This window comes from Pedobacter sp. HDW13 (genome assembly GCF_011303555.1).
Lineage (GTDB): Bacteria > Bacteroidota > Bacteroidia > Sphingobacteriales > Sphingobacteriaceae > Pedobacter.
Genome location: NZ_CP049868.1, coordinates 5,952,091 through 5,973,158, shown reverse-complemented (window position 1 = coordinate 5,973,158; position 21,068 = coordinate 5,952,091). Strand labels below are relative to the sequence as shown.

The 21,068-nt window shown below is 40.7% G+C and carries 23 protein-coding genes; 15 read left to right on the top strand and 8 right to left on the bottom strand.

What is annotated here, in order from left to right:
* Positions 1-36 precede the first annotated feature (36 nt).
* From pxpB to G7074_RS24810, 7 genes are read left to right on the top strand one after another with little or no spacing between them, the layout of a single operon-like run.
* Entirely contained in the window at positions 37-774 is a 738-nt protein-coding gene (pxpB, locus tag G7074_RS24830; protein WP_124559890.1) for a 5-oxoprolinase subunit PxpB, read from the top strand.
* A gap of 3 nt (positions 775-777) precedes the next feature.
* Entirely contained in the window at positions 778-1,779 is a 1,002-nt protein-coding gene (locus G7074_RS24825; protein ID WP_166211885.1) for a biotin-dependent carboxyltransferase family protein, read from the top strand.
* A complete protein-coding gene (locus tag G7074_RS24820; RefSeq protein ID WP_166211882.1) occupies positions 1,776-2,543 on the top strand; it encodes a LamB/YcsF family protein in 768 nt (255 codons plus the stop codon). Before G7074_RS24825 ends, G7074_RS24820 begins: the two co-directional genes overlap by 4 nt.
* A complete protein-coding gene (locus G7074_RS27430; protein ID WP_240916406.1) occupies positions 2,533-2,895 on the top strand; it encodes a hypothetical protein in 363 nt (120 codons plus the stop codon). Before G7074_RS24820 ends, G7074_RS27430 begins: the two co-directional genes overlap by 11 nt.
* Positions 2,896-2,906: 11 nt before the next feature.
* Positions 2,907-3,716: an NRAMP family divalent metal transporter gene (locus G7074_RS24815; protein WP_240916405.1), complete on the top strand. Its 810-nt coding sequence runs from the start codon at positions 2,907-2,909 to the stop codon at positions 3,714-3,716.
* Positions 3,717-3,720: 4 nt separating this feature from the next.
* Positions 3,721-4,623, top strand: a complete 903-nt coding sequence (locus tag G7074_RS26825; protein ID WP_205944119.1) for a hypothetical protein — start codon at positions 3,721-3,723, stop codon at positions 4,621-4,623.
* Positions 4,575-6,284: a M1 family aminopeptidase gene (locus tag G7074_RS24810; RefSeq protein ID WP_205944118.1), complete on the top strand. Its 1,710-nt coding sequence runs from the start codon at positions 4,575-4,577 to the stop codon at positions 6,282-6,284. The genes G7074_RS26825 and G7074_RS24810 overlap by 49 nt, the downstream gene beginning before the upstream one ends.
* Before the next feature lie 191 nt (positions 6,285-6,475).
* Here the strand turns inward: G7074_RS24810 and G7074_RS27750 are convergent, their stop codons facing one another.
* The 6 genes from G7074_RS27750 to G7074_RS24785 all read right to left on the bottom strand — a co-directional run bounded on the left by G7074_RS27750 (position 6,476) and on the right by G7074_RS24785 (position 12,051).
* Positions 6,476-6,610 (bottom strand): hypothetical protein, encoded by a 135-nt coding sequence (locus tag G7074_RS27750; RefSeq protein WP_255420103.1) that lies wholly within the window; start codon positions 6,608-6,610, stop codon positions 6,476-6,478.
* A 201-nt stretch (positions 6,611-6,811) separates the two neighbouring features.
* On the bottom strand, positions 6,812-7,882 hold the full coding sequence (locus G7074_RS24805; protein WP_124559894.1) for an aminotransferase class V-fold PLP-dependent enzyme: 1,071 nt from the start codon (positions 7,880-7,882) through the stop codon (positions 6,812-6,814).
* Between the two features lie 74 nt (positions 7,883-7,956).
* Positions 7,957-9,159, bottom strand: coding sequence for an acetate/propionate family kinase (locus G7074_RS24800; RefSeq protein WP_166211879.1), 1,203 nt, complete (start codon positions 9,157-9,159; stop codon positions 7,957-7,959).
* A 1-nt stretch (position 9,160) separates the two neighbouring features.
* A complete protein-coding gene (pta, locus tag G7074_RS24795; protein WP_166211877.1) occupies positions 9,161-11,248 on the bottom strand; it encodes a phosphate acetyltransferase in 2,088 nt (695 codons plus the stop codon).
* Positions 11,249-11,387: 139 nt separating this feature from the next.
* Positions 11,388-11,771, bottom strand: a complete 384-nt coding sequence (locus G7074_RS24790; protein ID WP_158674035.1) for a transmembrane 220 family protein — start codon at positions 11,769-11,771, stop codon at positions 11,388-11,390.
* A 61-nt stretch (positions 11,772-11,832) separates the two neighbouring features.
* Complete coding sequence (locus G7074_RS24785; RefSeq protein ID WP_166211874.1) at positions 11,833-12,051, bottom strand: hypothetical protein; 219 nt, start codon at positions 12,049-12,051, stop codon at positions 11,833-11,835.
* Between the two features lie 194 nt (positions 12,052-12,245).
* Between G7074_RS24785 and G7074_RS24780 the strand changes: the two genes are divergently transcribed.
* Complete coding sequence (locus G7074_RS24780) at positions 12,246-12,908, top strand: competence protein (RefSeq protein WP_233603867.1); 663 nt, start codon at positions 12,246-12,248, stop codon at positions 12,906-12,908.
* Positions 12,909-13,077: 169 nt separating this feature from the next.
* Entirely contained in the window at positions 13,078-13,473 is a 396-nt protein-coding gene (locus G7074_RS24775) for a LytTR family DNA-binding domain-containing protein (protein WP_124559899.1), read from the top strand.
* Between the two features lie 36 nt (positions 13,474-13,509).
* Here the strand turns inward: G7074_RS24775 and G7074_RS24770 are convergent, their stop codons facing one another.
* A complete protein-coding gene (locus G7074_RS24770; protein WP_166211871.1) occupies positions 13,510-14,097 on the bottom strand; it encodes a DUF4142 domain-containing protein in 588 nt (195 codons plus the stop codon).
* Between the two features lie 251 nt (positions 14,098-14,348).
* Between G7074_RS24770 and G7074_RS24765 the strand changes: the two genes are divergently transcribed.
* From G7074_RS24765 to G7074_RS24755, 3 genes are read left to right on the top strand one after another with little or no spacing between them, the layout of a single operon-like run.
* Positions 14,349-16,715: a TonB-dependent receptor gene (locus G7074_RS24765; protein ID WP_166211868.1), complete on the top strand. Its 2,367-nt coding sequence runs from the start codon at positions 14,349-14,351 to the stop codon at positions 16,713-16,715.
* Positions 16,716-16,745: 30 nt separating this feature from the next.
* Complete coding sequence (locus G7074_RS24760; protein ID WP_124559902.1) at positions 16,746-17,972, top strand: DUF4374 domain-containing protein; 1,227 nt, start codon at positions 16,746-16,748, stop codon at positions 17,970-17,972.
* 39 nt (positions 17,973-18,011) lie between these two features.
* Positions 18,012-19,325, top strand: coding sequence for a PepSY domain-containing protein (locus tag G7074_RS24755; protein WP_124559903.1), 1,314 nt, complete (start codon positions 18,012-18,014; stop codon positions 19,323-19,325).
* A 46-nt stretch (positions 19,326-19,371) separates the two neighbouring features.
* Here G7074_RS24755 and G7074_RS24750 read toward each other — a convergent pair whose 3' ends face one another.
* Entirely contained in the window at positions 19,372-19,581 is a 210-nt protein-coding gene (locus tag G7074_RS24750; RefSeq protein WP_124559904.1) for a hypothetical protein, read from the bottom strand.
* Between the two features lie 236 nt (positions 19,582-19,817).
* Here G7074_RS24750 and G7074_RS27425 point away from each other — a divergent pair, with 236 nt between their 5' ends.
* The 3 genes from G7074_RS27425 (at position 19,818) to G7074_RS24740 (ending at position 21,057) form a co-directional block, all read left to right on the top strand.
* Entirely contained in the window at positions 19,818-20,078 is a 261-nt protein-coding gene (locus tag G7074_RS27425; protein WP_240916404.1) for a Crp/Fnr family transcriptional regulator, read from the top strand.
* Positions 20,079-20,161: 83 nt separating this feature from the next.
* Positions 20,162-20,461, top strand: coding sequence for a Crp/Fnr family transcriptional regulator (locus G7074_RS27420; RefSeq protein ID WP_240916403.1), 300 nt, complete (start codon positions 20,162-20,164; stop codon positions 20,459-20,461).
* Between the two features lie 11 nt (positions 20,462-20,472).
* A complete protein-coding gene (locus tag G7074_RS24740) occupies positions 20,473-21,057 on the top strand; it encodes a molybdenum cofactor guanylyltransferase (protein WP_166211865.1) in 585 nt (194 codons plus the stop codon).
* Positions 21,058-21,068 lie beyond the last annotated feature (11 nt).

Genomic DNA, 21,068 nt, shown 5'->3' with positions numbered 1-21,068 from the left:
GCTTATTTATTCTAAAAATAGTTTGGCGTAATTAGTATGAGCGAACAGCAGGGAGACTTTGCGTCTGATTATTCCATTTCTATTTATGCATTAAGCGAAAAAGCCGTAACCGTTGTATTTGGCCATGTTATAAGTGAAACATTGTGGCGCCTGGTAAGCAGTTTTAACTGGCTTTTAACACAAAATCCATTTTCGGGCTTTACCACTACCGTACCTGCTTACAGCACATTAACAGTTTTTTTCGATCCTTTAGTGGTTGCCTCGGCAGATTTGCCGGGTAAAACCTGTTACGAAAAGGTTTCGGCTTATTTAAAGACAATTAGTCACAATGAGCCCAGCCAAACAGGGCTTGGGGGTAACCATATCGTTATTCCGGTATGTTATGGTGGAAATTTTGGCCCTGATATTTTAACTGTGGCCCAAAATAACGGCCTTAGCGAAGCTGAGGTAATTGCCTTACACAGTGGTGCCAGTTACAGTGTTTATATGATAGGTTTTGTACCTGGTTTTGCCTACATGGGTGGTATGCCAGCAACATTGGCCACAGCCCGAAAAGAGGTTCCTGCTGCCGCAATACCTGCCGGATCGGTTGGTATAGCCGGATTACAAACGGGTATTTATCCGATTGAAATACCTGGGGGCTGGCAAATAATTGGCCGAACCCCATTGCAGTTGTTTGATGCAAAGCGCCAACAACCTGCGCTTTTAAAAGGTGGCGATTCGATTACCTTTAAAGCCATAACCATTGAAGAATTTAATGCTTATCCTGAATAAAATATGGAGATAAGCATCATAAAACCCGGCCTGTTAACTACGGTGCAAGATATGGGCAGATACAAACACCTTGCGCAGGCCATACCCGTTTCGGGCGCTATGGACCAGCTGGCCCACCGGTTGGCCAATAAAGCTGTTGGCAATGATGATGATATGGCCACCCTCGAATTTACCTATGCAAATGCTTCATTTACAACCCATACAGTTGTTTTGCTTGCTTACTCGGGTGATGGCGCTTTTTTGATGTACGGGGGCGAGGTAATGCCTGCAGAAAAACCACTGCTTTTTCCGAAAGGGGCAATACTTACTTTAATCCATAATCCACTAGGTATGCGTACCTATCTGGCGATGGCGGGTGGTTGGCAGGTGCCCGAGGTACTGGGGAGTAAAAGCACTTACCTGCCGGTTAAATTTGGCGGTTTTGAAGGGCGTAAGCTGGCAGAAGGCGATGTGTTGCGCAATGTTGATGCCATCAGTGCTGTTTCTGCAGCTATTATACATGAGTTGAACAGCAGGGCTTTAATTTATCCTAACTGGCGCATCTCGCGCGAAATTTTATTGTCTGCTAACCGGAAAACCATTAGGGTGGTACTGGCCAACGAATTTAACTGGTTTGATGCCAGCTCAATTATTGCATTCTTAACCAAAACATACCAAATCAGTTTAAAGAGCAATCGAATGGGTTGCCATTTATCAGGTAGACCGATGGTTCGGAAAACAAAAAAGGAGCTGCTTAGCACTGCGGTTACTCCGGGCGTTATACAGGTAACAGGTAATGGTGATTTGGTTATATTAATGGCTGATTGCCAGACAACGGGCGGCTACCCGCGTATTGCACACGTTGCCGATGTAGATTTACCATTATGTGCACAGTTAAAACCAGGAGATGAGATCAGTTTTTCAGAAATATCGAGAGATGAAGCAGAAGAACTTTACCTTCAGAAAGAGCATGATTTGTTGTTGATTAGCAAGGCTATAAATATAAAATATACCAGCACTATATGAAAGAAATAGATCTGAATTGCGATATGGGCGAAGCATTTGGAAATTATACCATGCCCAATGATGTTGAACTGATGGATTACATTTCATCAGCCAATATTGCCTGTGGTTTTCATGCCGGCGATCCTGCCGTAATGCAGCACGCCGTGGCCCTGGCCATCAAAAAAGGAGTGGCTATAGGCGCACATCCGGGCTTGCCCGATTTGCAGGGTTTTGGACGCAGGGAGATTAAAATTTCGGCACAGGAAGCCTATCAGCTCACCTTGTACCAGATTGGGGCTCTAAGCGCTTTTGTAAAGGTTGCAAGAGGAAAATTAAATCACGTAAAAGCACATGGCGCACTTTACAATATGGCTGCTAAAGATGCTGAACTTGCTAAAGCCATTGTACAAGCGGTGTATGATTTTGATCCGAAATTAATTTTGTATGCGCTTTCGGGGAGTAAAATGATTGCTGAAGCCCAAAATAAGGGTATTGCAACTGCCTCGGAAGTTTTTGCAGATAGGAGTTATCAGGATAACGGATCGTTAACGCCGCGCACCGAACCCGGTGCATTGATTACTGATGAGGAGGCAGCTTTAAATCAGGTTGTTGCTTTTGCATTAAAACAGGAAGTGCGCAGTGTAAGTGGTAAAATCATTGCCGTTGATGCCGAAACCATTTGCGTACATGGCGATGGGGCACACGCAGTAACCTTTGCAAAACGCATTGCCGAAAAATTAAAATCGGAAGGGATTTTGGTTAAAGCACCACGATATGAAAGCTAAGTACAATTGGAGCGTACTTTTGGGTGCTGCATTTTTAATGGCTTCATCGGCAATTGGCCCAGGTTTTTTAACCCAAACAGCCGTTTTTACCCAGCAGCTGGGCGCTAGTTTTGCTTTTGTAATCCTGCTTTCAATTGTACTCGATGCCATTGCCCAGCTCAATATCTGGCGCATTATAGCCGTTGCCGATAAACCTGCACAGGATATTGCCAATAAGGTGTTTCCAGGATTGGGGTATTTTATTTCCTTTCTGGTTTTTTTAGGCGGTTTAGCTTTTAATATCGGTAATATTGCTGGTGCCGGCCTTGGTTTAAATGTGCTGTTCGGCATCAGCGTTGGGCAGGGGCAGTAATTAGCGCCATTATGGCCATTGGTATTTTTATTTACAGGGAAGCCGGGAAAGCCATGGATCTTTTTGCCAAATGCATGGGGCTGATTAAAATTTTACTTGCCCTGTTTATTGCTTACACCAGTTCGCCGCCCCTGGCAGAGGCAGCTTTAAGATCGGTTAACCCTACGCAATTTAGTTTTACGGCAGTTTTAACCATAGTTGGCGGAACGGTTGGTGGCTATATCACCTTTTCGGGAGCGCACCGTTTGTTAGATGCCCGCCAAACCGGTATACAAAATTTAGGCGCCGTAAATAAAGGGGCTTTAAGCGCAATAGGTTTGGCATCTGTTATGCGTTTATTGTTGTTTATAGCTGCATTAGGTGTGGTAAGTAAAGGTTTTACTTTAGATCCTGATAACCCGGCAGCTTCGGTATTTAAACTGGCCAGTGGCGAAATAGGTTATAAAATATTCGGTGTGGTAATTTGGGCTGCAGGCATTTCGTCGGTAGTTGGTTCGGCTTATACATCTATATCTTTCATTAAGAGCTTTCACCCTTTAATTCTTAAATTTAACCGGGCCATCATCATTACTTTTATCTCTGTTTCCTGTGTTATTTTTATCCTCATTGGCAAGCCGGTTAAAATATTGCTAACGGTAGGGGCAATTAACGGTTTTATATTGCCCATTGCTTTAGGAGTGATGCTTGTTGCAGCCTATCGCACTAAAATAATTGCCAGTTACAAACAGCCGCTATGGCTTACCTTAACTGGTTTGGCCGTAGTACTTACCATGGTTTGGATGAGTTACGGCACCATAGTTCAAATGATAAACGGAGAATAACCCAATGATGAAGATTAACCCTAAATATTTTTTTTCCTTTTTACTACTCGGGCAGGTGGCTTTTGCTCAACAAAAAAACACTGATATACCTGTTGAGCCAGGCGTGTCGCTAGCGCTGGCCAGTCACAGAAGCACAACAATTAGCAATATTCAATACCAGGTTCATTTTAATATACCGCAAGAGCTTAGTGCGGTAATTCAATCGACAGAAAATATTGATTTTAAGTTGAATAAGTTAAGTGATGTGCAAATTGACTTTAAGCAAAGTGCTGATCATTTAAAACGCATTGTGGTTAATGGAAAGCAAGTTGCTATTAACTTTAAAGAAGAACATATTCTCATTGCCCATAAGGATTTACATCTGGGCAATAACCGCATTGCTATTGAGTTTGTTGCAGGCAACGAATCACTAAACAGGAATAAAGATTTCTTATACGCACTCTTCGTTCCCGATCATGCCCGTATGGTTTTTCCGTGTTTTGATCAGCCCGATTTAAAAGCTAATTTTTTACTTTCGTTAACCGTTCCAAATGACTGGAAAGTAATGGCTAATGCTGCCAAAAAGGATTCGCTGGTTAATGGGGATATGGTTACCTATCATTTTAAAAATTCGGATAAACTCCCTACGTATCTGTTCTCTTTTACTGCCGGAAAATATACTTACCTAAGCCGAAAAGTGAAAAATCGCAACATGGAATTTCTGCACCGTGAAACAGATTCTGCTAAAATTAAGCTCAGTGTCGATTCGGTGTTTACAGGCCATAATGATGCACTCGATTTTTTAGAAGATTGGACAGCCATTAAATATCCTTTTCAAAAAATTGGTTTTGCTGCAATTCCCGATTTTCAGTTTGGGGGATGGAGCACCCGGGCGAAGTACAATACAAATCATCAGCCTTGTTTCTAGATCAGGGGGCAACCAGAGATCAGTTTATTTCGCGTTCAAATCTTATTTCACACGAAACAGCGCATATGTGGTTTGGCGATTTGGTTACCATGAAATGGTTTAATGATGTATGGATGAAAGAGGTGTTTGCCAATTTTATGGCCGATAAGGTTACCGAAAAGCTGATGGGTAAAAGCACTTTCGATTTGAAGTTTTTGCAGGATCATTATCCTGCCGCTTATGGGGTAGACCGTACTTTAGGTGCTAATCCAATTCGTCAGCAATTGGATAATTTGCAAGAGGCGGGGTCGATGTATGGAAATATCATTTACCACAAAGCGCCAATTATGATGCGCCAGCTGGAGCAATTAATGGGCAAAGCAGCTTTTCAGAAAGGAATTCGCGAGTACCTTAAACTTTATGCTTATAAAAATGCTACCTGGAACGATTTGATTGCGATTTTGAGTAAATACACCAAAAAGGATTTGTACAGCTGGAACAAAGTTTGGGTAAACCAACCCGGTCGCCCGATATTTGGTTACGAAATTAAATACGATGGAGATAACATCAGTAGCTTAATTTTAACTCAAAAAAGTGAAAATGGAGAGCCTCGCGTATGGCCCCAGGCATTTACCATTAAACTGGTTTATGGTGATAACAGTAAGATTTTGAATGTGAATGCGGCGAATGCTACTACAATTATTAATGAGGCTAAAGGATTAGCCAAACCGCAGTACGTGCTGTTTAATGCCGATGGTGCGGGTTATGGCTTGTTTCCTGTTGATATGCTGATGATGGAGAATATGGATGTGAAAAGCAATCCGCTGGAGCGTGCATCAATTTATATCAATGCTTACGAAAATATGCTGGCAGGCAACAACTTTAAACCTAAGCAATTGCTTAATTTTTATCTGAAAGGATTAGCGATTGAGAAAAACGAAATGAATTTAAGGTTAATTGCGGGCTACCTGACTAATATTTACTGGACATTTCTTACGCCAGAAATGCGTACGGGTATGCATACTGACCTCGAAAATGCTATTTGGACAGCTATGCAACAGCAGGAACAGCAAAACCATAAAAAGATTTTATTCAATGCCTATCAAAATGTTTATATAGGGAAAGAAGCAGGAGAAAGGCTTTACCAGATTTGGGATAAGCAATTGGCACCAGATGGCGTTAAACTGCAGGAAGATGATTATAGTAACCTGGCTTTAACCTTGGCCCTTAAAACCGATACGGCAAATAGCATTTTAAAAGCGCAGTTAGCACGCACCAGTAATACCGACCGTAAAAACAGACTGATTTACCTGATGCCAGCGTTATCGTTGGACCCAGCTGAAAGAGATCGCTTCTTTGATAGTTTAAAAGAGCGTAAAAACCGTCAGAAAGAGGCTTGGACTACTACAGCATTGGCTTATCTGCATCATTCGTTAAGGCAACAGACTTCAATAAAATATCTGAAACAAAGTTTGGAGCTACTTGAGGAAATACAGCAAACCGGCGACATATTTTTCCCGCAATCGTGGTTAGCGGCAATATTCTCAACATACAATAGTCGTGAAGCTTATCAGGTGGTGCAAGCATTTTTGAAATCGCATCCTAATTACAACCCAAAATTGAAGGATAAAATTTTGCAGACTACAGACAACCTGTGCAGGGCACAGGAGATTGTAAACTAAAATGATTTAGCGAGGCCTATGTTACTTATTTGTTACATTGGTTTTTGCCGATAATTTCTACTTTTGTCGCGAGAGCGTTAATTTAGATGGAAAGGGGTGAACATTAATTTGTTTCGCCCTTTTTCTTTTTTAAAGATTTTCGTAATTCCGGTAGTTTTTTTGAAGGCTAAATGGCCTTGATTTTTAGTTCTTTAATTAAAGGAAGCTGTTTCAGCATTTAATCCGTCGAGTAAGCTTTTTAGCAGCGTTTCTCTTTTATCATCAATCGATGCATCATCCTGAACGTGAACAGTAAGGTCTGTGTTTTCTGTGGCTTGTGTGTACATAAGGATAGTTTTGTGAATGTCTTTTTATTTAACGCTCAATTTTTGATATAGTTTGTAACTTTTTTATTTGACGCGTTATTTTTCCTTGTTTCACACGAATACCATTGATAAAATAATAGTGTTTTATCAAAAGTGTTTGTTAAGTTTATTGCCTCTATACTATTGTATTTTAATGTGTTGTTTTTTATCGAATCGACAGATTTAAGACTTGTCTAAAACATTTAATAGCTTGCTCAATTCTTCTTCGGTATTGTAAAAGTTGAAAGAAATGCGGGTACCAGCACCTCTTGGTGAGCAAATGATTTGTGCATCCTGAAGCTGTTCTACCTTTTTTTGATCGAGAGGCATACTGATAATAGTCGATTGATATTTCCTTTCCATTAACCAGTTTGGAATTAACCCTCTCGAGTTTAGCGCCAGTCTGGCTTTGTTGCTGAGTGCTTGTGTCGTCCTTTCAATTTCATCAAAACCAATAGCGCTAAGGTGTACAAGGCTTTGGTTCAGTGTGCCAAAGTTTAAAGTATCTAAATGACCAGGTTCAAAATATAGCGATAAATGATCCTTGCCTTGTAAAAACGGAGCAGTAGGCAAAGCAGCAAGTTTGTTTATTTGATAAAGCTGATCTTTTAACGCATCAGAAAGAAAGGCATAGCCATTGCCGTAACCTCCCAGCAGCCACTTATAGCCACTTCCTAGCAAGGCATCTAAACCCGATTTTTCGAAATTAAAGGCCGTAGTACCGGTAAACTGAGTACCATCGCCAATCACCAACAGTTGTGGGTAACTGCTTTTTAACTTTTGTATCCATTCATTATCCATCCGAAGGCCACTAATGTATTGCACCATGCTAAAAGCCAGTGCTGTTGGCTTAAATTTTTCAATGGCCCGGATCAGGTTATTTTCGAAATCTGCATCAATTTTTACGGTTTGGTATTCAAATCCCATACTAATTACCGGATAACTAACTGATGGGTACTCTTCTTCCAACAGTAAAAAACGATGGCTTTTATCCAATCCGTTTAATAGCGTATTAAAACCTACCGAAAAATTAGGAACCAGATAGGTGTTATCAGCTTTAGCACCAAAACATTTTGATAAATTATTTCTGAGATCGTTAATAATTGCCGCATTTTCCATTCTGAAAATACTGCCGCCGGCAATAAATGCTTCATCATGTGTTTTACGCCAGGCAGCCAGCTCGGTTGATAGTAAGCCAGAGTTGGCGGTATTTAAATAAGTATAAGTGTCGAGGATCGGAAAAGATAGGTTCATAACCAAAAATAAAAGATTTAGAAGGCAAAGGGCCAAAATGCATGCAGAAAATGAATATTATACAAAACTGTGGATTAGTTAACTGTTAAAAGATCGTAACACTGATGGGCAATTTCATATTCTTCGTTTGTTGGGATAACCAGTATTTTTACTTTTGATGAAGAACTGCTGATTTCCTTCAATTCGCCCGCATAAGTGTTATTTTGTTCGGAGTCTAAGCTAATGCCTAAGAAATCAAGGTCAGTGCATACTGCTTCGCGCATCTGCTTGTCGTTTTCGCCTACACCCGCTGTAAAAACGATCGCATCTACGCCATTTAGAACGGCAGTGTAGGCACCTATAAATTTCCTGATGCGGTAGGCATATAACTTAAGGGCTAAAACAGCAGCCTGGTTACCTTCTGCTACCAGCTTTCTAATGTCGCGCATATCACTCGATCCGCCAACGCCCAAAAGCCCTGATTGTTTATTGAGTAAAGTGCTTAGCTGCTCTAAAGTATAGCCAGAATGCTCCATGAGGTGAAAAATAACCGAAGGATCGATATCGCCAGATCGCGTTCCCATCATCAAACCGCTTAATGGGCCAAAACCCATACTCGTATCAACCGATTTGCCATTGCTAATGGCTGTAATGCTGCAGCCGTTTCCTAAGTGGACACTGATAATTTTTGTATCACTTTTACCCAGCCATTTTATAGCCTGTTCGCTCACATACTTGTGACTGGTACCATGAAAACCATAAACCCTGATGGCATCTTCTTTATAGTACCACTCGGGGATGGCATAACGGTAAGCTTGCTCGGGTATGGTTTGATGAAAGGCAGTATCAAAAACGGCAATCTGTTTGGCTTTGGTAAAAGTCTTTTCGGCTACTTCAATACATTTGTAATTGACCGGATTATGCAAGGGAGCGAGTGAGAACAGCTTTTTGATCTGTTTTTTTACTTCATCGGTAATCAGCACTGGTCCGTTAAAATGCTCACCACCATGTACAACACGGTGGCCAACAGCAGCAATATCATCAGGACTTGCTATTACGGCATATTTACCTTCACTTAGTAGCGCGAGTACCTGTTTTAAGCCTTCGCTGTGGCTGGCAATAAATGCCGATTGTTCTATACTGTGTTTACTGCACGCTGTATAAACGGTATGTTTTATAAAGGAGCCTTCAATGCCAATGCGTTCTACCAAGCCACTGCAAACGGGGCTTTTTTCTGGCATTTTAAAGAGTTGGTATTTTAAAGAACTGCTTCCTGAATTGATTACTAAAATGTTCATATTAAAGATCCTGGCATTGAATTGCTGTAATAACAACAGTGTTAAAAATATCATCTACCGTACAGCCACGGCTTAAATCGTTTATGGGTTTGTTTAAACCCTGCAGCATGGGGCCAATGGCCAGTGCGCCAGTTTCTCTCTGTACTGCCTTGTAGGTATTGTTACCGGTATTTAAATCCGGGAAAATAAGTACACTCGCACGGCCCGCTACTTCTGATCCTGGTAGTTTTTGCTGGCCAACCAAAGGGTCAACAGCGGCATCGTATTGTATTGGCCCTTCAATTTTTAATTCAGGAAACCTGCTTTTTACAATTGCCGTAGCTTCTCTTACCCGTTCTACATCTTCGCCTTCGCCCGATGTACCCGACGAATAGGAAAGCATGGCTATGCGGGGCTCGATGCCAAACCTGGCACTACTCTCAGCCGAAGAAATGGCAATTTCGGCAAGTTGCTGGGCAGTAGGATTGGGGTTAACCGCACAATCACCAAATATGGCCACACGTTCTGGCAGGCACATAAAGAAAATAGACGACACAACCGATACCCCCGGCTTCGTTTTAACAAATTGCAGCGCCGGACGGATAGTATGCTGAGTAGTGTGTACTGCGCCTGATACCATGCCGTCGGCATCGCCTTTGTAGACCATCATGGTGCCGAAGTAAGAAACATCGGTCATCATATCCCTGGCCATTTCGAGGTTTACATTTTTGGCTTTGCGCAATTCGTGCAGTGTATCTACATAATTATTATACTGCTCAGAATGGATAGGATCGTAAATTTTTAACACATTGATATCCAGATTAAGACCAAGCCTTTTTATGCTGTTGCCTATTTCAACCGGGTCGCCAAGGAGTGTAATGTCAACAATATCCTGGGCAATAAGTTTTTCTACTGCCTTTAAAATCCGCTCGTCGTTTCCTTCGGGCAAAACAATGTGTTTTTTATCGCGTTTGGCCCATTTAACCAGCTGGTATTGGAACATGTGCGGCGTAATCCCCTGGTAGCTAAAAGTAATAATTTTATTATCCAGGGCCTTGCTGTCTACATATTTTTCGAACAACTCAATGGCAAGGGCAATTTTCTTTTTGTTGGCTATGGTAATTTTAGAATGAATACCACCAATGGTAGTAGTGGTTTCGAAAGTTCCTTTTTGTACTGCAATTATTGGGATAATGGTCTGTAAACCTTCTATCAGTTTAATTATCGGCTCATCGGGTAAACTGCCAGCTGTTAAAACAATACCCGCGATTTTTGGGTAATTGGCCGATAAATTGGCCTGAAGTGCACCAATAATAATATCGCCACGATCGCCTGGCGTAACAATAAGCAGGTTATCTTTAATGTGTCTTAAAAAGTTAGGTAACATCATGGCACCGGTTACAAAATTATCAACCTGATTGTCGAGCAACTCTGTACCAAAAAGTATTTCACCACCCAGTGCCGATGTAATTTCTTTCATGGTTGGGCTTTGCAATCCGGTTTCTGTTGGTATTACCGCTATCAATAGTTCGGCTGGTAGCTGGTTGGTTAGCGCCTGTTTAATGCGTTCGGCCTCTTCGGGATTAACCATATTGGCCACCACGCCAAGCACCTGTACATCCCTTAATAAAAAATTGCGGTAAATATTAATGGCGCTTTTAAAAAGCTGACTGGCTGTTTTGTTTTTTCCTGATACGACAATAAGCACCGGTGCACCTAGGTTTTTTGCCATCAGCGCATTCGATTCAAACTCAAATGCCATGCCTTCGCCTAAAAAATCGCTACCCTCAATTACCGTGAAATCATAATTGTCTTCCAGTTTTTTATACTTACTGATAATGGTATTGATGATGGTACTGCTATCGTCTGATTGATGCAGCATTTCCTGCCGGGTAAAAGCAAAAGCATCTTCGTATTTAACCGGGAGCGAAAAATAATCGAGCATGGCCTCTACATGTTCGTCTCTAACATTCGGGCCATCCTGGGCAATAATGGGTTTAAAATAACCTACTTTCTGGGTTTTTGCCAACAGCATATTGATCATGCCGAAAGCGATTACCGATTTTCCGGTATAAGGTTCGGCCGAGGCAATGAAAATATTTTTTGTCATAAAGGAAGCATCAAGGTATAGGTATAACCAATTATGCCCAATATAGTTGGAAATATTTGTTTTAAAAACTGATGCTCGTCAAGTTTTAAAATCTGCCCGCAATAATTCTAAATTTTACTTTTATCAGTTAAAAGCTACTTTAGGCCAGTCGTTTCGAAGCTACCCTGGTGGTTAGATAATCAATGGCAAGTACAACAATCAGGATCAGTAAGCCCCCAAATTCGCGGGTTTCTTCTATCCATGGTTTGGTTGCTTTCATGCTCATGGCTATGTTTTCGGCAGCATGGTCGTTATACCAGTTCAATACGCCGTATTTATCAAAAAACAGGTATATGGCATACACGCTGTAAGCCAGTATTCCACCTAAATAAGCTTTGCGGTAATATTTTCCACGGAAATACATCCAACATAGCCAGGCGCCAAAAAGATAGATGGGCATCCAAACATAGGGATCGGGATCGTTGTACTGTAAACCGGCAGAAACAATAAACAGGATGCAGAATAAGAGATTAAAAGCTTTCAAATTTTGAATTTGTTTAATAGGCTAAAATACACCATTTTATTAAAAAAAATGAGTAGTGTATTTAGGCATTCGATTCGATCAGCAACTTCAGCATTTTAAGCCGGTGTACCAGCGGCGCATTTACCTTGGCATCGGGATTAAGCCTTAAAGGAAGAAAATGGCTCTCCAGAAAATGTTTATAATCTGTAATTACGGTAGCCTCGTTTAGATAGATTGGAACCTGCTGGGGCTCGGCGTTGGCAAAAAAATCTTCTAACTGTTTTAATTCTTCCAGGGTCATGCCACAAAGTTACCATTATACTGCTGGTCCTTAAAAACAAGTTTGTTTTAATCTGATATATGGCTCTGGTTCAGACCGAATAATTTCAGTTCGAAGTATTTAGTCATACCGGGAGTGGATATATTTTTTGTATGCTAATATTTTTAGTCTAATTTTGCGTATCCCTAATTAAGCAATTTTGCGGGCAATAGCTGATGAAGAAATTTAATCCCCTTCCCGAACCCGTTTTGGATGTTTCTATGCTAAAAGAAGAATTTTATAGAAAAGAAACCGTCTGGCACCGCGATTGGAAACTGGCTTTTCCGCCTTCTTTCCGGGAAATTGCCTTTTACGATGCGGCCAATAATAACCTGCACCGGGCTGATATTTTTACGCCTTCGGGCTATACCATAGAGTTTCAGAATTCCCCAATTACACTGGTCGAATTAAATAGCCGGGAAGCTTTCTATCCAAACCTGATTTGGGTGCTGAATGGAAAGAAATTTAAAGGCTTTAAAGTGCTTAAACACCTTCCAGATGTGGATGATCCTAAATTAATGGACTATGAGTTTTGCCATAGCGATCATCTTTCGATGGTGAGGAAAGTAGAGATAGAACAGGGGAATTTATTCCCCAAACCGTTGAATTTTTACCACAGTGAGTTAAAGGACATAAAATTCACTTCCAATCTCTATTCTTTTTGCTGGAAACAGCCTCATATGGTATGGTATAGTGCTACCGCAAAGATTATCATCGATTTAGGCGGCCATTTTCTATATGAACTTAAGCAAAGACCGCAGTTAAACGGAAATTATCCCTATTTAAAATTGCTAAGCCGGAAGACATTTATAGAACGTTATACACCACCAGAGTTATAATTTCAGACCAAGCTAAAATCGTTGTTTAAATGTGTTTTAAGGCTATTTTTTAAGGGGAATAACCATTTGTATAGGTCGTGTTTTAAAGGGGTTTAGCGATTAAACAGCTCAATTTGCCTGGCTTACCTTCAGGTTTGGCTTGAGCTTTGCTAACTGGTTAGAAAAGTTAATGCAGTTACCTCATCTTGAACCATATACCTGTGTCATAATCGATGATGACCAGATCAGTATCGATATCCTGAAAGCTTATATTTCGCGCATAAAAGAATTTACCATGTTAGCTACCTATACCGATCCGATTGCTGGGGTTGAGGCGATCCGCGCATATGGTGAAATTGATTTCCTTTTCCTTGATATTGGCATGGAAGTGTCGGGCATTGATATAGCCAAAGTAATACGCGATCGCGTTAAGTACCTCATTTTTGTGACTGCCCATGAAAGGCATGCGCTCGATGCCTTTAGGGTGTATTGCGATAAATTCTTTGTAAAACCTGTTGGTTACGAGCAAATCAGGCAGGCAATTGCCCATTTGGTTAAAAGAGATAATTTTAAAGGCAATTATTAATCACCTTCAACCATTGTTGAAGGTGATTAACGTTTTTTATTTCATACTATCGTTTATCTTATTGATCATTACCAAATGGCTCTGAACGATCGGAGCAGTTTTGGTTGCAAATGATTTGAGATCGGCATCTTTTCCGTCTTTAGCTTCATCTTCCATTAATTTCTGTGTAGATTTATGCCCGCTTACCATAGCATCTACATAAGCTTTATCAAAATCTGTCCCTGCTTTTTTACTCAGGTCGTCCATTTTCTGTTTATGCTCATCATCAACCGTACCTGGTAAGGTAATGTTTTTGAGTTTGGCTATGGCCATTAATTCGGTATTGGCCATGCCGTGGTCTTTTACCATCATGGTGGCAAATTCTTTCACCTTTGCATTACTGCTTTTTTCGAGCGCCATTTTTCCCAGTTCTACTTCGGCCATGCCGCCCACAGCAGCCTGAGTGGTAAATTTGGCATCAGCTTCGTCTACTGCAATTCCACCGGTAGCCGCCACATTTGTTGTGGTATCTTTCGCCATGTTTAAACTGTCGGCACTTTCTTTAGCATCTTTATTCCCTCCGCTACATGCCTGGAAAGTTAAAACCGATGCCGAAATGGCCATCAAATAAATTAAATTTTTCATATACATTGTTTTTGTTGTATAGGAAGAACATGTTTTTAAGTGAAAGGGTTTGAGTGTTTTAAAAGATTTATCGTAAGTGTTTTTTCTGCCAGGCTTAAAGGTGGGGATTAACGAAATTTAACATTTATTTATTCTTATTTGGACTTGATCTAAATAGAGGCTATCTTTGCCCGGAATAAAAATGCCACACGGTTTCGGACCCGTGTGGCTAAACCGGAAATCCGGCTCACCTTTAATCTCCATTAAAAGCCATGCAAATTAAGAAAATTTTGCTATTGGGCATACTATGTGCCTGTGTAATTTTTGCTTCAGCCCAAAATCCAATACCGGGCATTTCAGGACAAGTTAAAACCAGCGGCGGCGATCCGCTTCCTGGTGCCACCGTAAAAGTTAATAAAACAAATTTTGGTACCCTTACCGATGGTAGCGGTAATTTTAAAATCGTACAAATCCCCGCCGGAAATTATACTTTACAGGTATCGGCCATTGGTTTTAAAACCCTTAAGAAAGAAATTACCATTGGCGATAAACCGTTAAGCGGACTCAATTTTAATCTTTCCGAATCTGCAGAACAGATGGAAACCGTGAATGTAATTGGCAGAACGGCTACGCAGGAGGTAAACCGACAGGCTTTTAACGTAACTGCGGTAGATGCCAAAAAGCTGTACAATACCACACTCGATATTTCGGGAGCCCTCGATCGCGTTGCAGGCATACGGGTAAGAGAATCGGGCGGGGTGGGTTCTAACTTTAACCTTTCATTAAATGGTTTTTCGGGCAACCACGTAAGGTATTTTATAGATGGGATACCAATGGATAATTTTGGTTCCTCGTTTCAGATTAACAATATCCCGATTAACATTGCAGACAGGGTTGAAGTATATAAAGGCGTGGTGCCGATGTGGCTGGGGTCGGATGCCCTTGGTGGTGCAATTAACATTGTAACCGGCGATCGCTACCGCAACTATATCGATGCTTCTTATTCTTTTGGTTCGTTTAACACCCACAGAAGCGTAATTAATGCCGCCACAACTTCAAAAAATGGCTTTACTATTCAGTTAAATGCATTTCAGAACTATTCTGATAACGACTACAAAGTAACCGTTGAAGCATCAGATATCTGGACCGGGGCTTATGCACCAGCCGCTAAACTTCGGAGGTTTAACGATACCTACCATAACGAAACTTTAATTGCCAATGTAGGCGTAGTAGGAAAAAGCTATGCCGATAAACTCTTATTTGGTGTTACTGTTGGTCAGAATTATAAAGAAATACAAACTGGTGCCCGGATGGCTTCGGTTTTTGGAGGCTGGCACCGCCGGGGGAATATTTTAATGCCCAGCTTAAAATACAAGAAAGAAAACCTGGTTAAAGGGCTGGATGTAACCATCAATGCCAATTACAACCTGGGTAACGAGCAAAATATCGATACACTAAATGTACGTTACGATTGGTATGGCAATAGTAAACCAAACGGATCGAATGGCGAGCGCGCAAGAAGTTTATACAAATACAAAAACAACAATGGCCTGGCCACAACCATGCTCAATTACCGCATTAACGATAATCAATCGGTAGCGCTGAGCAATGTTTTCAGCACTTTTAACCGTAAGGGAAGTGATGAACTGAATCCAACCAATGCAGAGCACGAACGTACAAAGAAAACCAACAAGAATATTTTAGGTCTGGGTTATAATTTTGACGTAAAAAATAAATGGAGTGCTACGGTTTTTGGTAAATACATTAACCAGAATAATGTTAACGGAAGCGGTACTGGTGCAGGTAAAAATAATCTGGAGCGTTTGGGTTATGGTGCAGCAGCCAGTTATTTTTTAAACAGAAACCTTCAGTTAAAAGCTTCGTACGAATTAACCAACCGCATGCCCGAAGCCCAGGAAATATTTGGTGATGTAGAAAACCAGGATGCCAACCCTAGCTTAAAACCCGAAAAAAGCGATAATTTTAATTTGGGATTGAGCTATGCTTTTTCGGTTTCGCACGATCATAACTTTGCTTTCTCGGCCAATGGAATTTATAGAAATGCTACCAATTTCATTTATAGCCGTTTAAACCAAAACCAATCCAAATTGGTAGCCGATAACCGCGACGGAGTAAGAACAGTTGGTGGTGATGCAGAAATCAGGTATTCTTACAAAAATTGGTTAAGCATAGGTACAACCGTAACCTATCAAAACCTTAAAAACCTGCAGAAATACGAAATCGACCCCAGTACCGGACAAAAATTCGCTTCAATCAGTATCGTATACCTCGATCAGATGCCCAATATCCCTTATTTGTACGGAAACGGAGATGTTTCGGTATCGCTAAAAGATGTAGGTCATAAAGGCAATAACCTTACTATAGGCTATAATTTACTATATGTGCATGCCTTTTGGCTGTACTGGCCAAGCCAGGGTGGTAAAACCATCAGCGACGATAAAAAGGTTATTCCTCAACAATTTAATCACGATGTAAATCTCGTTTACAGCTTAAAACAAGGTCGCTACAACATTGGTTTGGAAGCCAAAAATATCACCAACGCCAATCTCTTCGACAATTTTAGTCTCCAAAAACCGGGTAGGGCTTTCTACCTGAACCTAAGATATTTTATCAATTAAATCAATAATTAATTATTAAAACAGTTCATAATGAAAACAAATTTAACCAAAGCGTTTATAGCTTTAGCTTTTGCTGCTGTGCTAACCTCGTGTTCTAAAAAAGAAGAAGGCGAAAGTATTCCCAACAACCCGGGTAATTTTATTCTGGCAGTAACACCAGTAGCATCAACCGGAGTAGCCGATTACCTGCTTACTGCAAGCGATTTAGATAAAGGCAGCATTTCTACCGTTGGTAATGGGGTAGAACAAGACGGAACCTACCGTTACTATGTTACTCACAACAATAAATTTTTCAGCATGCTTTACGGGCAGGGAAATCCAGGTGCTGTAACTACTTACAACATCCTGTCGGGTAAGCTAAATAAACTATCTAATTTCCAGACCGAAACGGTGCAGGCTTTTGCTCCTGTAAACGATGATATCCTTTTGGTTAAAATACCGAGAAATATTGCTACGCCACTGGCCAACTGGTACAGGGTAAATACCAATAGTTTATTAATTGCAGGCGAAGGAACCATTGATGTTCAGGCGCCATCAAACAACGGCGAATCGGCCCACTTTAGTTGGATTAAACAAGTAGGCAATAAGGTTTATGCGCCGTACTTTTCAATTAAGGCCTGCTGTGGTGAATCTTTTGGTACAAATTTCCCTAACAATGCCTGGATTGCTGTTTATTCTTACCCGGAAATGAAACTTGAAAAGGTAATTAAAGACGACAGAACCAGCTTTATCGGCAGGTATTTTACCGATGGTTTAGGTTTGGTAGAAAATGGTGATGTGTATGCTTTCTCTTCTTCTGTAGCCGTTACCAATGGTGTGTTAAGCTCTACAAAGCCATCAACCATTACCAAAATTAAGGCCGGTACTACCGAATTCGATTTAAGTTATTTTGTTGATTTTGAATCAGTTTCTGGTGGTAACGTAATTACCAACTGGTTGTATATCGGTAACAATAATTTTGTGGTAAACGCCATACCAAAAGCAGAAAAAGGTGCTTATACAGTAGGAAAAACGATCGGAATTTTGAATGTGGTTGATAAAACATTTAAAAAAGTTAACGGAATACCTGCTTCTACTGATATTTCGAGCATTACCACCAATAATTATACACCCAAAGATGGTAAAACAGCTTACATCGGTTTAAACCTGAAAGATGGAACCAGCTACGTGTACAAAGTTGATGCATCAGCACTAACCGCAACAAAAGGACTAAAAGTAGAAGGTGGTTTAATTACCGCAATCCAGCATTTAAAATAAGCTTAAAATCATCATTTCAACATCAAACAAAACAGGACAATGGCAACGGTAATCAAAACTACTCAGGCAAAGAAAAAGAATAAAGATTCGTTATTTAACAGGATCAATAAATGGCTTCATCTCTGGCTGGGCCTGGTTTCGGGCGTTATTGTCCTAATTGTTTGTATTACAGGCTGTATTTGGGTTTTTAACGAAGAAATTACTGCCTTGTTAGAACCGGAAACGAAAATTGAAAGACAGGATACACCGGTTATTCCACCTTCGCAGCTGAGCGCTATTGCTTTTAAACTTTACCCGGATAAGGTGCCTTCTTATGCCCAGTACCAGCAGGGAAGGGCTATTAATTTAAATTTAAGGGGCAAAAAAGACGAGGGCAGAAGAGGTGGCGGAACAAGCCTTAAAATCAATCCATATACTGGCGAGGTAATCAGCACGGTGGTGCATAAAAAAGGCGAGGTAGACTTTTTCAGGTTTATTTTAAACGGGCACCGCTTTTTGTGGTTGCCTTATGCCATTGGCCGGCCAATTGTAAACTATGGTACGCTGGTTTTCGTGGTCTTGCTCATTACCGGACTGATTTGGTGGTATCCTAAAAAATGGAACAAATCTACCCGCGATAAGAGTTTCAAGATTAAGTGGGGTGCCTCATTTAAGCGGGTTAATTTAGACCTGCACAACGTACTGGGCTTTTATTCGCTTATCTTTTTATTGTTTATTGCACTAACTGGTATGGTATACGGTATCAGGTGGTATAGCGAAGGCCTTTATTGGGTAACCTCGGGTGGCGATAAGCTGGGTGATTTTCAGCGTTTAGAATCCGATTCGCTGGCTTTAGGTAAATTTTATACCCCACAAAAAGCCATGGATCTGGCCTGGAACAAAGTAATCAGCAGACACCCGAAATCAGCAGGGTTTTATTATAATTTCCCCGATACCAGTAAAGCGAAAGCTACCATCAACATTACAGTTTATCCCAACAAAGGTCAGTTTTACAATAACCAGGGCTATACTTTTGATCAGCATACCTTAAAAGAATTTCAGAGAAAGGGAGTTTATGCCATTCCTTACGATGAGGCAGGTTTTGGTGGTAAGCTGCGAAAAATGAATTACGATATCCATGTGGGCAGCATTTTAGGTTTTCCGGGGAAAGTGCTTGCATTTTTGGCCGCTTTAATTGGTGCAAGCTTGCCCATTACCGGTTTTCTGATCTGGTACGGACGTAAATTCAAGAAAAAATCAACGAAAAAGGAACCCGTACAAACAGGGGGTAAAGCTTTGCTGGCACAGGTAAAGCCAAGGGCAAAAATTCCGGCACGTAAAACAGGCGAAACTGTTGCTGCATATGAACACTGAGATTTTGAATGAGTTGAATTCCCGGACATTGTCCGGGAATTCTTTTTTAAGCCAATACGGCTTTACTTTTTTTAGCTTTAGGTTCAGCTTTTTCAGGTAATTGAATCGATAAAATCAGATCGATACTTTCTGAGTTGGTTTCATAATCAGCAGCGATTTTTTCCCATCTTTTTAATTCGCCTTGCAGGGTTTCAATTTCCTTACCCAATGATTCGATTTTATTCTGAATTGATTTTCTAACGTTCGTATTTGCCATAACACAAAATTAAAATTTGACGGCATATCTTTAAACTTCTTTATGCATAGTTAGCCGGCAAAAAACGCTAAACGTTCACATTCAGGGAGTTTTGTTGTAATAAAATTTTCAACAATGGTTAATAAGCAGGTATTTGGGGAGAAAAGGACCAAAAGCTGGTAACATTTGTTAATTTTACGTTTATATCCCCATTATAAATGAAAAAAAACAGTAGTTGCGATCTTAAAACTTGCTTTATGTGCCAACTTACCTTAAAAGAATGGCATGCAGCTATTGATAACCATAAAAGGAATTTTACAGCCAAAAAAGGAGAGGTGATTATTAAAGAAGGCGATCCCGTGAGCGGGGTTTATTTCGTAACTTCGGGTAATGTAAAAGTGCATAAGCATTGGGGCGATAAAGAACTGATTTTGCGTTTTGCCAACGATGGTGCAATTATCGGCCATCGGGAATCAGCAATAACATTTCTACTTACCCGATATCGGCAACAGCTTTAGAAACAACACAGCTTTGTTTTGTTGATATCGAATTTTTTAAAGCTACCATAAAAGTAAACCAGGAGTTTGCCTATGGTTTGTTAATGTTTTATGCCGATGAGCTGCATACTTCTGAGAAGAAAATGAGAGACCTGGCCTTAATGTCGGTTAAAGGCAGGTTGGCTATGGCTATTTTGAACCTTAAAGATCAGTTTGGCTTAAATGAAGGTGGTTTTTTAAACCTGGCTTTAAGCAGACAAGATTTGGCAGCTTATACCGGTGCAACTTACGAAACGGTTTTCAGGACCATGAACGAGTTGCTTGCAGAGCAACTGGTTGTGGTAGCGGGTAAGCAAATTGGTATTTTAAATGAAGCGGGGCTAAAAGAATTGAGTAATAAATAAAGCAATTGGCTATGTTAGGCGTAGTTTTATGTGGCGGTCAAAGTTTAAGGATGGGCTCCGATAAGGGGTTGTTAAGCCATCAGGATAAGCTTTGGGCACAATTGGCTGCCGATAAACTTGCTTTATTGCAAATTCCGGTTATATTTTCTGTTAATGCCATCCAACAGGTAGCTTATGCAGGCTATTTCGGAGAAGAGCATCTAGTGGCCGATCATACTTCGTTTGACTTTAGAGGACCACTACTTGGCGTACTTTCTGCGCATTTGTTAAGCCCCAGGCATGATTTATTTGTACTGGCCTGCGATTTACTGCTGATGGAGAACCGGTTGCTCAATCAATTATCAGAAGCGTACCTTGCCGCTGAGGCTTTCGATGCCTATATTTTTACGCGGAATGGCCAACAAGAGCCTTTGTGTGGTATTTATACCGCCAAAGGTTTAAAAAGCATCTGGCATTTATTACAAACGCATCAGTTAACCAAACACAGTATGAAATTTGTATTGAGTAAGCTGCAGGTGTGCGAAATAGCTGTTGAAGATAACGACGATCGTTTTTTCGGGAATTTTAATTCCCATGCCGAAATTAATGGATTGTAAGGCGATTGTGT

What these genes read in the sequence shown, in the direction of transcription:
- pxpB (WP_124559890.1), top strand. Translation starts at nt 37, where the DNA reads ATGAGCGAACAGCAGGGAGACTTTGCGTCTGATTATTCCATTTCTATT.
- G7074_RS24825 (WP_166211885.1), top strand. Translation starts at nt 778, where the DNA reads ATGGAGATAAGCATCATAAAACCCGGCCTGTTAACTACGGTGCAAGAT.
- G7074_RS24820 (WP_166211882.1), top strand. Translation starts at nt 1,776, where the DNA reads ATGAAAGAAATAGATCTGAATTGCGATATGGGCGAAGCATTTGGAAAT.
- G7074_RS27430 (WP_240916406.1), top strand. Translation starts at nt 2,533, where the DNA reads ATGAAAGCTAAGTACAATTGGAGCGTACTTTTGGGTGCTGCATTTTTA.
- G7074_RS24815 (WP_240916405.1), top strand. Translation starts at nt 2,907, where the DNA reads ATGGCCATTGGTATTTTTATTTACAGGGAAGCCGGGAAAGCCATGGAT.
- G7074_RS26825 (WP_205944119.1), top strand. Translation starts at nt 3,721, where the DNA reads ATGATGAAGATTAACCCTAAATATTTTTTTTCCTTTTTACTACTCGGG.
- G7074_RS24810 (WP_205944118.1), top strand. Translation starts at nt 4,575, where the DNA reads ATGGAGCACCCGGGCGAAGTACAATACAAATCATCAGCCTTGTTTCTA.
- G7074_RS27750 (WP_255420103.1), bottom strand. Translation starts at nt 6,610, where the DNA reads ATGTACACACAAGCCACAGAAAACACAGACCTTACTGTTCACGTTCAG.
- G7074_RS24805 (WP_124559894.1), bottom strand. Translation starts at nt 7,882, where the DNA reads ATGAACCTATCTTTTCCGATCCTCGACACTTATACTTATTTAAATACC.
- G7074_RS24800 (WP_166211879.1), bottom strand. Translation starts at nt 9,159, where the DNA reads ATGAACATTTTAGTAATCAATTCAGGAAGCAGTTCTTTAAAATACCAA.
- pta (WP_166211877.1), bottom strand. Translation starts at nt 11,248, where the DNA reads ATGACAAAAAATATTTTCATTGCCTCGGCCGAACCTTATACCGGAAAA.
- G7074_RS24785 (WP_166211874.1), bottom strand. Translation starts at nt 12,051, where the DNA reads ATGACCCTGGAAGAATTAAAACAGTTAGAAGATTTTTTTGCCAACGCC.
- G7074_RS24780 (WP_233603867.1), top strand. Translation starts at nt 12,246, where the DNA reads ATGAAGAAATTTAATCCCCTTCCCGAACCCGTTTTGGATGTTTCTATG.
- G7074_RS24775 (WP_124559899.1), top strand. Translation starts at nt 13,078, where the DNA reads ATGCAGTTACCTCATCTTGAACCATATACCTGTGTCATAATCGATGAT.
- G7074_RS24770 (WP_166211871.1), bottom strand. Translation starts at nt 14,097, where the DNA reads ATGAAAAATTTAATTTATTTGATGGCCATTTCGGCATCGGTTTTAACT.
- G7074_RS24765 (WP_166211868.1), top strand. Translation starts at nt 14,349, where the DNA reads ATGCAAATTAAGAAAATTTTGCTATTGGGCATACTATGTGCCTGTGTA.
- G7074_RS24760 (WP_124559902.1), top strand. Translation starts at nt 16,746, where the DNA reads ATGAAAACAAATTTAACCAAAGCGTTTATAGCTTTAGCTTTTGCTGCT.
- G7074_RS24755 (WP_124559903.1), top strand. Translation starts at nt 18,012, where the DNA reads ATGGCAACGGTAATCAAAACTACTCAGGCAAAGAAAAAGAATAAAGAT.
- G7074_RS24750 (WP_124559904.1), bottom strand. Translation starts at nt 19,581, where the DNA reads ATGGCAAATACGAACGTTAGAAAATCAATTCAGAATAAAATCGAATCA.
- G7074_RS27425 (WP_240916404.1), top strand. Translation starts at nt 19,818, where the DNA reads ATGTGCCAACTTACCTTAAAAGAATGGCATGCAGCTATTGATAACCAT.
- G7074_RS27420 (WP_240916403.1), top strand. Translation starts at nt 20,162, where the DNA reads ATGTTTTATGCCGATGAGCTGCATACTTCTGAGAAGAAAATGAGAGAC.
- G7074_RS24740 (WP_166211865.1), top strand. Translation starts at nt 20,473, where the DNA reads ATGTTAGGCGTAGTTTTATGTGGCGGTCAAAGTTTAAGGATGGGCTCC.